We start from the raw sequence: 10,540 nt of genomic DNA, 5'->3' as shown, positions 1-10,540 counted from the left end.
CCCCCTGAGCCCCGCACCGGCGTGGCCGCCCTCTCCCTCCCGTACCGGATCGCCGCCGCCGTGGCGCTCGCGGCCGTCGCCGTCGTCGTCTGCGCCCACCTGGGCATGACGTTCCTCCACGTCGCGCCCGCGAACACGGTCTCCAAGAAGCACGCCGGGACGATCGAGGACTGGATCTACCCCGAGTTCGAGCAGAACTGGAAGCTGTTCGCGCCGAACCCCCTGCAGCAGAACATCTCCGTGCAGGTCCGTGCCGAGGTCCTGACGCCGGACGGGGGAGCGCGGACCACCGGTTGGTACGACCTGTCCGCCGAGGACGGCCGGGCCATCGACGGCAACCCCCTGCCCAGCCACACCCAGCAGAACGAGCTGCGCCGCGCCTGGGACTTCTTCGTCGCCACGCACGACGGCGAGGACCGGCCGGTGGGGATGCGCGGCACGCTGGCCGAGACGTACCTGCGCCGGATCATGGTGATGCGTCTCGACCGGTCGGACGCGGCCGGGCCGGGCGGCGTCGTCGACCGGATCCAGGTCCGCTCCCGCACGGCCGACGTGCCGCCGCCGGAGTGGAGCGGGGAGGAGGTCTCCACGAAGCCGGTGTACCGCACGCTGCCCTGGTGGCCGGTGCCGCGGGACGAGGCCCGGGGAGGCATCGGGTGAACGGCCTCCTGCTCAAGGTCTCCGGCGCCGTCGCGCGGGTCACCGACTCCGCCCTCGGTCCCCATCAGACCGCGGTGATCCGGATCGGCTTCAGCGCGACCTGGCTGCTGTTCCTGCTGCGCGAGTTCCCCCACCGCCAGGAGCTGTACGGGCCCGACGGCCCGTGGGACTGGGACCTCGCCGATCAGCTCGTCGGGTCCAACGGCGCCTTCACGGCGCTGCTCTGGTCGGACGGCCAGGCCTGGTTCGAGGCCCTCTACCTGCTCTCGGTGGTGTGGAGCGTCCTGCTGCTGCTGGGCTGGCGCACCCGCACCATGTCGGTGCTGTTCATGGTGGGCGTGCTGTCGTTGCAGAACCGCAGCGTCTTCATGGGCGACGGCGGCGACAACGTCCTGCATCTGATGTCGGTCTACCTCGTGTTCACGCGCTGCGGCCAGGTGTGGTCCCTGGACGCGAGGCGCGCCCGGCGCGCGGACGGGGCGCGGGCGCGCGGGGAGCTGCCGCGGGACCGGACGGGCCCCGCCCTGTGGGGGGTGCTGGGCCTCCTGCTGCTCCTGGCGACCCTGGCCGGCCGGATGGACGGCGACCGGTTCGTCCCGGCGCTGCTGTGGACCGTCTGGCTGGCGCAGGCGCTGTGGTGGCTGGTGGGACGCTGCGCGAGGACCCCGCAGCCGCGCGGCCTGCTGGACGTCGTCGCCCACATCGTGCACAACGGCGCCCTGCTGGTGATCATGGCCGAGGCCTGTCTGATCTACGCCACGGCCGGCTGGTACAAGGTCCAGGGCTCCCGCTGGCAGGACGGCACCGCGGTGCACTACCCGCTGCACCTGGAGTACTTCTCCCCCTGGCCGGCCCTCGGCGACCTGCTGACCGCCAGCGGCACCCTGGTGATGCTGGTGACCTACGGGACGGTCGCCGTCCAGGTCGCCTTCCCGTTCACCCTGTTCAACCGGCGGGTCAAGAACGTGCTCCTGACACTCATGATCATCGAGCACGCGGTGATCGCCGTCGTCCTGGGGCTGCCCTTCTTCTCCCTGGCGATGATCGCGGCCGACGCGGTCTTCCTGCCGACGTCGTTCCTGCGCCGCCTGGGCGGCGCCTTCGGGCGCGCCGGTGCGGGAGTGCGCACCCGGACGCTCCGCGTCCTGCCGTCCCGCACGCGCGCGGAGGGTGCGCCGGTGCCCGCCCCCAGGACCGGGAGCCCGGGAGAGCCGGTGGACCACGCGGCTCGGCCGGGTCACGTGAATGGCCCGGACCACGCGGACCGGCCGGGTCACGCGGACCGCCGGGACCGCGAGGGCCGGGAGGACCGCGGGGACCGGGAGCGCAGGGAGGACCGCGGGGACCGGGAGCGCAGGGAGGATCTGGAGGACCGGGAGGAGCCGGGTGGTAGGGGGCCGGCCGTGCCCGCGCCCGGGAAGGCACCCGGCACGCGCCCGTAGGCTGCACGTCATGGCCGCCCCCGACCGCGACACAGCTCCCGACCGCGACACCGCTCCCGACCGCGACGCCGCCCCCGACGGCACCGTCCCCGTGGCACCCAGGCCCCCCGACCGGGACGCCGCCCCCGTGACCCGCTGGCACCGGCACAGCGGCGGCGCGGTTCTGCTCGACGGCTTCCACGCCCTCAAGCACGCCGTGCGCTTCGGGGCCGAGGTCGAGGTGGCGGTGACCGCGGACCGGGCCGCCGCGCTCGCCCTCGCGGACGAGCTGGCCCCGGACGTCCGGGAGGCCCTGGCGGCGCTGCTGGCCGAGGTGCCGTACGCGACGTACGCCTCGCTCGTCCCGCGCCCGCACCCCACCGCCGTCGCCGCCCTCGCCGTACGGCCCTCCCGCGCGGCCAACCTGGCCCGGCTGGCGCGCACCCCGCGCACCGCGCCCGTGGTGGTCCTGGACCAGCCGCGCAACCTGGGCAACGCGGGCGCCGTGATCCGGCTGGCCGCCGGTTTCGGGGCGACCGGGGTCGTCACCACCGGCACCCTCGACCCCTGGCACCCCACGGTGGTGCGCGGCGGGGCCGGGCTGCACTTCGCGACCGCCGTGGAACGGCTGTCCGTCGGCGAACTCCCCGCCGGCCCGGTGTTCGCGCTCGATCCGGAGGGCGAGGACATCCGCGCGCTGGAACTGCCGGACGACGCGCTGCTCGCCTTCGGCTCGGAGCGCAGCGGGCTCTCGTCCGAACTGCGCGCGCGGGCCGACCACCTGGTGGCGCTGCCGATGCGTCCCCAGGTCTCCAGCTACAACCTCGCGACCAGTGTGGCCATGACGCTGTACCACTGGAGCACCACCGGGGGCGCCCCCGCCTGAGCGCCCCCCGCGCGGGCCGTTCCTACGCCTCCCGGCGCACCTCGACCACCCGGAAGCGGTTGGCCACGAACGCGGCGTCGGTGAGGGCCGCGTTGGCCGCCGGGTTGCCGCCGGAGCCGTGGAAGTCGGAGAAGGCGGCCGTCTGGTTGACGTACACCCCGCCGGTGAGGTTGAGGGAGAGCTGGGCGGCCTCCTCCAGGCAGACCTCCCGCACCTCCTCCTCGAACTCCGGGGAGGTCGTGTACGCGCCGACGGTCATCGCGCCCTTCTCCCGGACGGTGCGCCGCAGCAGGTCCGCCGCGTCCGAGGCGGAGTCGACGGCGACGGCGAAGGAGACCGGGCCGAAGCACTCGCTCATGCAGGCGGCCTCGTCGTCCGGCTTCGCACCGTCCAGCTTCACGATCACCGGGGTACGGACCACCGCGTCCGGGAATTCCGGGTGGGTGATCCGGCGGGAGGCGAGGGCGACCTCGCCGAGGTCGGCGGCGGCCTCCAGGCGGTCCTTGACGCCGGGGTTGACGAGCGCGCCGAGCAGGCCGACCGCGCGCGTGTCGTCGCCGAGCAGGCCGTCGACCGCCCCCGCCAGGTCGGCGACGACCTCGTCGAAGGACTTGTGGCCCTGGTCGGTGGTGACGCCGTCGCGGGGGATCAGCAGGTTCTGCGGGGCGGTGCACATCTGGCCGCTGTAGAGCGACAGGGAGAACGCCAGGTTGGCCAGCATCCCCCGGTAGTCGCCGACCGATTCCACGATCACCGTGTTGACGCCGGCCTTCTCCGTGTACACCTGTGCCTGGCGGGCGTTGGCCTCCAGCCAGTCGCCGAACTCCGTGGAGCCGGTGTAGTCGACGATCCGGATCTCCGGACGGGTGGCCAGGGTCCCGGCGATGCCCTCGCCGGGCCTCTCGGCGGCCAGCGCCACCAGGTTCGGGTCGAAGCCGGCCTCGGTGAGCACCCGGCGCGCGACCTGCACGGTGAGTGCGAGCGGCAGCACCGCGCGGGGGTGCGGCTTGACCAGGACCGCGTTGCCGGTGGCGAGGGAGGCGAACAGGCCCGGGTAGCCGTTCCACGTCGGGAAGGTGTTGCAGCCGACGACCAGGCCGATGCCGCGCGGGACCGGGGTGAACCGCTTGGTCAGCGCCAGCGGCTCGCGCTTGCCCTGCGGCTTGGTCCACTCCGCGGTGCCGGGGGTGCGCGTCTGTTCGGCGTACGCGTACGCCACCGCCTCCAGGCCGCGGTCCTGCGCGTGCGGGCCGCCGGCCTGGAACGCCATCATGAACGCCTGGCCGGAGGTGTGCATGACCGCGTGGGCGAACTCGAGCGTCCGGTCGCCGATCCGCTTGAGGGTCTCCAGGCAGACCAGCGCGCGGATCTCGGCGCCCGCGTCGCGCCAGGCGCGCATCCCGGCCTTCATGGCGGGCAGCAGCACGTCGGGGTCCGCGTGCGGGTAGCTCACGCCCAGCTCGACGCCGTACGGGGAGGTCTCGCCGTCCACCCAGCCGTCCGTGCCCGGCTGGCCGAGGTCGAGGCGGGTGCCGAGCAGCGCGTCGAAGGCGGCCTTGCCCGCGGCGAGGTCCAGGCTGCCGTTCTCCCCGTAGGCCTTGGGGTGCTCGGGGTGGGGGGACCAGTACGCGCGCGTGCGGATCGCTTCCAGGGCCCGGTCCAGGGTGGGCCGGTGCTGGGCGGTCAGCTGCTGCGCGGTGAGTTCGGCGGCCATCGGGGACCAACTCCTCGTCGAGTTCGGGAACCGGGCAAAGCCTGGGGCGGGATGCGGGATGCGGGATGCGGGACACCGGGATCCGGCGGTGCCGGACGGCGGGGCCGCGGAGGCGCCGGAGGGGAGGACGTCGGGGGCAGGGGATGTCGGAAGTCGGGCGCTCGGAGTTAGAGTAACCGAACGATCGGTCGGGACAAGGGGGTCCGCCGCATCTGTGGACAAGCCAGTGCGGGAGGATCGCGCACATGACAGCACTCGCCCTCAGCAGTCCCGTGGCCGTCGTCGGCACCGGCACCATGGGCCAGGGCATCGCCCAGGTCGCCCTGGTCGCGGGCCTTCCCGTGCGGTTGTACGACGCCGTCCCCGGCCGGGCCCGGGAAGCGGCCGGGACGATCGCGGCCCGGCTCGACCGGCTCGTGGCGAAGGAGCGGCTCACCGCCGCCGACCGGGACGCGGCCCGCGCCCGCCTGCTGCCCGCCGACGACCTCGCCGCACTCGCCGACTGCGCCCTGGTCGTCGAGGCCGTCCTGGAGCGCCTGGACGTCAAGCAGGAGCTGTTTTGCGCGCTGGAGGACGTCGTCTCCGACGACTGCCTGCTCGCCACCAACACGTCCTCCCTGTCGGTCACCGCCATCGGCGGTGCCCTGCGCGTTCCCGAGCGCTTCGTGGGCCTGCACTTCTTCAACCCGGCACCGCTGCTGCCGCTCGTCGAGGTCGTCTCCGGCTTCGCCACCGACGTCACCTGCGCCACCCGCGCGTACGAGACGGCCCGCGCCTGGGGCAAGACGCCGGTCGCCTGCGCCGACACCCCCGGCTTCATCGTCAACCGCATCGCCCGGCCCTTCTACGCCGAGGCCTTCGCGGTGTACGAGTCCCAGGGGGCCGACCCGGCCACCGTCGACGCGGTGCTGCGCGAGTGCGGCGGCTTCCGCATGGGCGCCTTCGAGCTGACCGACCTCATCGGGCAGGACGTCAACGAGTCCGTCACCCAATCGGTGTGGCGGTCCTTCTTCCGGGACGTGCGCTTCACGCCGTCCCTGGCCCAGCGCCGGCTGGTCGAGTCCGGCCGCCTCGGCCGCAAGAGCGGCCGGGGCTGGTACGACTACCGGGACGGCGCCGAGCGCCCCGAGCCGCACACCGCGGGGCGGGCCGACCCGCCCGCGTACGTGGTCGCCGAAGGGGACCTGGGGCCCGCCTCGGACCTGCTCGACCTGATCCGCGAGGCCGGGATCGAGGTCCGCGCGGAGGACGAGGACCACGGCACCCGCCTGGTGCTGCCCGGCGGCGGCCAGCTGGCGCTCGCCGACGGCCAGACCTCCGTGGAGTACCGCGACGTCGTCTACTTCGACCTCTCGCCGGACTACCGCGCGGCCACCCGCGTCGCCCTGTCCCACTCCCAGGACACCCCGACGCGGACCGTCGCCGAGGCCACCGGACTGTTCCAGGCGCTCGGGAAGAAGGTCAGCGTCATCGGGGACGTCCCCGGCATGATCGTCGCGCGCACGGTGGCGCGGATCATCGACCTGGCGTACGACGCCGTCGCCAAGGGGGTGGCCACCGAGCAGGACGTCGACACCGCGATGCGCCTGGGCGTCAACTACCCCCTCGGACCCTTCGAGTGGAACCGCCGCCTCGGCCGCGGCTGGGCCGGCTCCCTCCTCGACGACCTGCACGAGCGCGACCGGTCCGGCCGCTACGCGCCGTCCCTCGCGCTCTACCGGCACGCGTGCGCCACCGAGAAGCGGGAGGACACCCCGTGACCACCGCCAGGCGCGACACGTACACCCCGGAGTCCCTGCTCTCCGTCGCCGTCCGGGTGTTCAACGAGCGCGGCTACGACGGCACCTCCATGGAGCACCTCTCCAGGGCCGCAGGCATCTCCAAGTCGTCGATATACCACCACGTGGCGGGCAAGGAGGAGCTGCTGCGGCGCGCGGTGAGCCGGGCGCTGGACGGGCTCTTCGGCATCCTCGACGAGGAGCACGCGCGCACGGGGCGCGCCGCCGAGCGCCTGGAGCACGTCGTGCGGCGCATGGTCGAGGTCCTGATCGCGGAACTGCCGTACGTGACGCTGCTGCTGCGCGTGCGCGGCAACACGGACACCGAGCGGTGGGCGCTGGAGCGGCGGCGCGAGTTCGACCACCGGGTGGCGGAGCTGCTGAAGGCCGCGGCGGCGGACGGGGACGTGCGCGGCGACATCGAGGTGCGCCTGGTGACCCGGCTGGTCTTCGGGATGATCAACTCGATCGTCGAGTGGTACCGGCCGGACGGGCGCGGCATGAGCGAGCGCGAGGTCACGGACGCGGTGGTCCAGCTGGCCTTCGGCGGGCTGCGCAAGGCGTCCTGACCCCGCCCGGGAACGGCCCCGGACGGCCCTTCGCCGGGACGGCTCCGAGGGGGCCGCCGGAGGTGTCCGGGAGCCGTCCCGGGCCCGTCCGGCGGTTCACCCCTGCGGTTCCAGGTCCTCCTCCTCGAACACCAGCAGGGTGCGCGTGCTGAGCACCTCGGGGATCGCCTGGAGGCGGGTCAGCACCAGCTCGCGCAACGCGCGGTTGTCCGGGGTGTGCACCAGGAGCAGCACGTCGAAGTCACCGCCCACCAGGGCGATGTGGGAGGCGCCGGGGAGCTGCCGGAGCTGCTCGCGGACCGTGCGCCAGGTGTTCTGGACGATCTTCAGGGTGATGTACGCCGAGGTGCTGTGGCCGGCCCGTTCGTGGTCGACGCGGGCGCCGAACCCGCGGATGACGCCGTCCTCCACGAGCCGGTTGATCCGGGCGTAGGCGTTCGCGCGCGAGACGTGGACCCGGTCGGCGACCGACCGCACGGACGCGCGGCCGTCCGCCTGGAGCATGCGCAGGATGTCCTGGTCTATGGCGTCCAGGCGGCGCGCGGGCGGCAGCGGCCCGATCCCCTCCGGATTCCCGGCCATTTGTTCAGACGACACCCGGTCCCGCCTCTCCGCCATGGACTTAATGCGTCCATCACAGGCTGTGGACAACCGTTTGTCCACAGCCTGGTGCCACCCGTAGCCAAAATGCATCGGCGACCGAACAATCGGTTGGTGAGGCGCGTCACAGACGCCGCGCCTCCCGGGCCCTGTCGGCCCTTCCGGCGGACGACGGGAGTCCGACGACAGGACCCATCCGCTCCCACGAGGAGGTGCCGTCATGACGGTCATGGAGCAGCGGGGCGCTTACCGGCCGACCCCGCCGCCCGCCTGGCAGCCCCGTACCGACCCCGCGCCGCTGCTGCCCGACGCGGAGCCGTACCGGGTGCTCGGCACCGAGCGCGCCGACGCGGCCGATCCGGAGCTGCTGCGCCGGCTGCACGCGGAGCTGGTGAAGGGCCGCCGCTACAACGCGCAGGCCACCGCGCTCACCAAGCAGGGCCGTCTCGCGGTCTACCCCTCCAGCACGGGGCAGGAGGCCTGCGAGATCGCCGCCGCGCTGGTCCTCGAGGAGCGGGACTGGCTCTTCCCGAGCTACCGCGACACGCTCGCCGTCGTCGCCCGCGGGGTGGACCCCGTCGAGACCCTCACCCTCCTGCGGGGCGACTGGCACACCGGGTACGACCCCCACGAGCACCGGGTCGCGCCGCTGAGCACGCCCCTCGCCACCCAGCTGCCGCACGCCGTCGGGCTCGCGCACGCCGCCCGCCTCAAGGGGGACGACGTGGTCGCGCTGGCCATGGTCGGTGACGGCGGGACCAGTGAGGGCGACTTCCACGAGGCGCTGAACTTCGCCGCCGTGTGGCGGGCACCGGTCGTCTTCCTCGTCCAGAACAACGGCTTCGCGATCTCCGTCCCGCTCGCCAAGCAGACCGCGGCCCCGTCGCTGGCCCACAAGGCCGTCGGCTACGGGATGCCCGGCCGCCTGGTCGACGGCAACGACGCGGCTGCGATGCACGAGGTCCTGGCCGACGCCGTGCGCCACGCGCGCGCCGGTGGCGGCCCGACCCTGGTCGAGGCGATCACCTACCGGGTGGAGGCCCACACCAACGCCGACGACGCGACCCGCTACCGGGGCGACGCCGAGGTGGAGACCTGGAAGGGGCACGACCCCGTCGTGCTCCTCGAACGGGAGCTGACCCGGCGCGGTCTGCTCGACGACGACCGTGCCGCCGCCGTCCGCCGGGACGCCGAGGCCATGGCCGCCGACCTGCGGGCGCGCATGAACCGGGACCCGGTGCTCGACCCCATGGACCTGTTCGACCACGTCTACGCCGAGCCCACCCCCCAGCTGCTGGAGCAGCGGGAGCAGTTGCGCGCCGAACTGGCGGCCGAAGCGGAGAGCGAGGCCGGGCCCGGGACCGGCTCCGGAGCGGGAGGGACGCAGCGATGACCACCGTCGCCGCCAAACCGGCCACCATGGCGCAGGCGCTCACCCGCGCGCTGCGCGACGCGATGGCGGAGGACCCGTCCGTGCACGTCATGGGTGAGGACGTGGGCACCCTCGGCGGGGTCTTCCGCATCACCGACGGCCTCGCCGCGGAGTTCGGTGAGGACCGCTGCACGGACACCCCGCTGGCCGAGGCGGGCATCCTCGGGACGGCCGTCGGCATGGCGATGTACGGACTGCGGCCGGTCGTGGAGATGCAGTTCGACGCGTTCGCCTACCCGGCGTTCGAGCAGCTGGTGTCGCACGTCGCGCGGATGCGCAACCGCACGCGCGGCCGGATGCCCCTGCCGCTCACCCTGCGCATCCCCTACGGCGGCGGCATCGGCGGGGTCGAGCACCACAGCGACTCCTCCGAGGCGTACTACATGGCGACCCCGGGGCTCCACGTCGTCACGCCCGCGACCGTCCCGGACGCCTACGGGCTGCTGCGCGCCGCCATCGCCTCCGACGACCCGGTCGTCCTCCTCGAGCCCAAGCGCCTGTACTGGTCGAAGGACTCCTGGGACCCGGAGCGGCCGACGGCCGTGGAACCCCTGGGCCGTGCGGTGGTGCGGCGTTCCGGGCGGAGCGCCACGCTCATCACGTACGGGCCGTCCGTTCCCGTCTGCATGGAGGCGGCCGAGGCGGCCCGTGCCGAGGGGTGGGACCTGGAGGTCGTCGATCTGCGTTCGCTGGTGCCGTTCGACGACGAGACGGTGTGCGCCTCGGTGCGGCGGACGGGACGCGCGGTCGTCGTCCACGAGTCGGGCGGCTTCGGCGGTCCCGGCGGTGAGATCGCGGCCCGGGTCACGGAGCGCTGCTTCCACCATCTGGAGGCACCGGTGCTGCGTGTGGCAGGGTTCGACCTTCCGTATCCGCCGCCGATGCTGGAGCGTCACCACCTGCCCGGCGTCGACCGGATCCTGGATGCCGTGGGGCGTCTGCAGTGGGAGGCCGAAAGCTGATGGCACAGGTGCTGGAGTTCAAGCTCCCCGACCTCGGTGAGGGGCTCACCGGGGCGGAGATCGTGCGCTGGCTCGTCGAGGTCGGCGAGGTGGTCGCCGTCGACCAGCCGGTCGTCGAGGTGGAGACGGCCAAGGCGATGGTGGACGTGCCCTGCCCCTACGGGGGCGTGGTCACCGCCCGCTTCGGCGAGGAGGGGGCCGAGGTGCCGGTGGGCGCCCCGCTGATCACGGTCGCGGTGGACGGCCCGGCCGACGGGGACGGCCCTGCGGAGGGGGAGCGGCGTTCCGCGGCCGACGGCTCGCGTGCGGAGGACGCGCCCGCGCGGGACCCCCGCGCGGAGGGTTCCGGCAACGTGCTGGTCGGTTACGGCACCTCGGCGGCGCCGGCCCGGCGTCGCCGGGTCCGGCCGGGGCAGCCGGTGCCGGGCGCGCCGGCGACGCCCCCCGTACCCGTCCCGCCCGCGGCGAACGGCCGGCCCGCCGCCTCCGCCGGCCGGGCGTCCGCCGCCCCGGGCCGT

10 protein-coding genes are annotated in these 10,540 nt (G+C 74.1%); 8 read left to right on the top strand and 2 right to left on the bottom strand.

The window, feature by feature from the left end; translation table 11 throughout:
• The 3 genes from AOK18_RS17645 to AOK18_RS17635 all read left to right on the top strand — a co-directional run.
• A partial coding sequence (locus AOK18_RS17645) for a DUF5819 family protein (RefSeq protein WP_055695004.1) occupies positions 1–660 on the top strand: 660 nt, incomplete at its 5' end.
• Entirely contained in the window at positions 657–2,102 is a 1,446-nt protein-coding gene (locus AOK18_RS17640; protein ID WP_107100358.1) for an HTTM domain-containing protein, read from the top strand. The genes AOK18_RS17645 and AOK18_RS17640, both read left to right, overlap by 4 nt.
• Positions 2,103–2,112: 10 nt before the next feature.
• On the top strand, positions 2,113–2,967 hold the full coding sequence (locus AOK18_RS17635) for a TrmH family RNA methyltransferase (RefSeq protein ID WP_079105066.1): 855 nt from the start codon (positions 2,113–2,115) through the stop codon (positions 2,965–2,967).
• Between the two features lie 22 nt (positions 2,968–2,989).
• On the opposite strand, the gene paaN is transcribed toward AOK18_RS17635, so the two are convergent.
• Complete coding sequence (gene paaN / locus AOK18_RS17630; RefSeq protein ID WP_055695002.1) at positions 2,990–4,681, bottom strand: phenylacetic acid degradation protein PaaN; 1,692 nt, start codon at positions 4,679–4,681, stop codon at positions 2,990–2,992.
• 245 nt (positions 4,682–4,926) lie between these two features.
• Between paaN and AOK18_RS17625 the strand changes: the two genes are divergently transcribed.
• Positions 4,927–6,441, top strand: coding sequence for a 3-hydroxyacyl-CoA dehydrogenase (locus tag AOK18_RS17625; RefSeq protein ID WP_055695001.1), 1,515 nt, complete (start codon positions 4,927–4,929; stop codon positions 6,439–6,441).
• The gene (locus tag AOK18_RS17620; RefSeq protein ID WP_055573157.1) at positions 6,438–7,028 is read left to right on the top strand and encodes a TetR/AcrR family transcriptional regulator; all 591 of its coding nucleotides are present in this window, start codon (positions 6,438–6,440) and stop codon (positions 7,026–7,028) included. The genes AOK18_RS17625 and AOK18_RS17620 overlap by 4 nt, the downstream gene beginning before the upstream one ends.
• 96 nt (positions 7,029–7,124) lie before the next feature.
• On the opposite strand, the gene AOK18_RS17615 is transcribed toward AOK18_RS17620, so the two are convergent.
• Positions 7,125–7,646 carry an Lrp/AsnC family transcriptional regulator gene (locus tag AOK18_RS17615; protein ID WP_420865619.1) on the bottom strand — a complete coding sequence of 174 codons (522 nt, stop codon included), beginning with the start codon at positions 7,644–7,646 and terminating at the stop codon, positions 7,125–7,127.
• Between the two features lie 202 nt (positions 7,647–7,848).
• On the opposite strand from AOK18_RS17615, the gene pdhA reads away from it, so the two are divergent.
• The 3 genes from pdhA to AOK18_RS17600 all read left to right on the top strand — a co-directional run.
• Positions 7,849–9,021 carry a pyruvate dehydrogenase (acetyl-transferring) E1 component subunit alpha gene (pdhA, locus tag AOK18_RS17610; RefSeq protein ID WP_055573155.1) on the top strand — a complete coding sequence of 391 codons (1,173 nt, stop codon included), beginning with the start codon at positions 7,849–7,851 and terminating at the stop codon, positions 9,019–9,021.
• Complete coding sequence (locus tag AOK18_RS17605) at positions 9,018–10,022, top strand: alpha-ketoacid dehydrogenase subunit beta (protein ID WP_055573154.1); 1,005 nt, start codon at positions 9,018–9,020, stop codon at positions 10,020–10,022. The genes pdhA and AOK18_RS17605 overlap by 4 nt, the downstream gene beginning before the upstream one ends.
• A partial coding sequence (locus AOK18_RS17600) for a biotin/lipoyl-containing protein (protein WP_338119123.1) occupies positions 10,022–10,540 on the top strand: 519 nt, incomplete at its 3' end. The genes AOK18_RS17605 and AOK18_RS17600, both read left to right, overlap by 1 nt.

The organism is Streptomyces prasinopilosus (assembly GCF_001419695.1).
GTDB lineage: Bacteria > Actinomycetota > Actinomycetes > Streptomycetales > Streptomycetaceae > Streptomyces > Streptomyces prasinopilosus.
The sequence above is the reverse complement of the archived record's forward strand: the minus strand, read 5'-3'. Positions and strand labels throughout refer to the sequence as shown.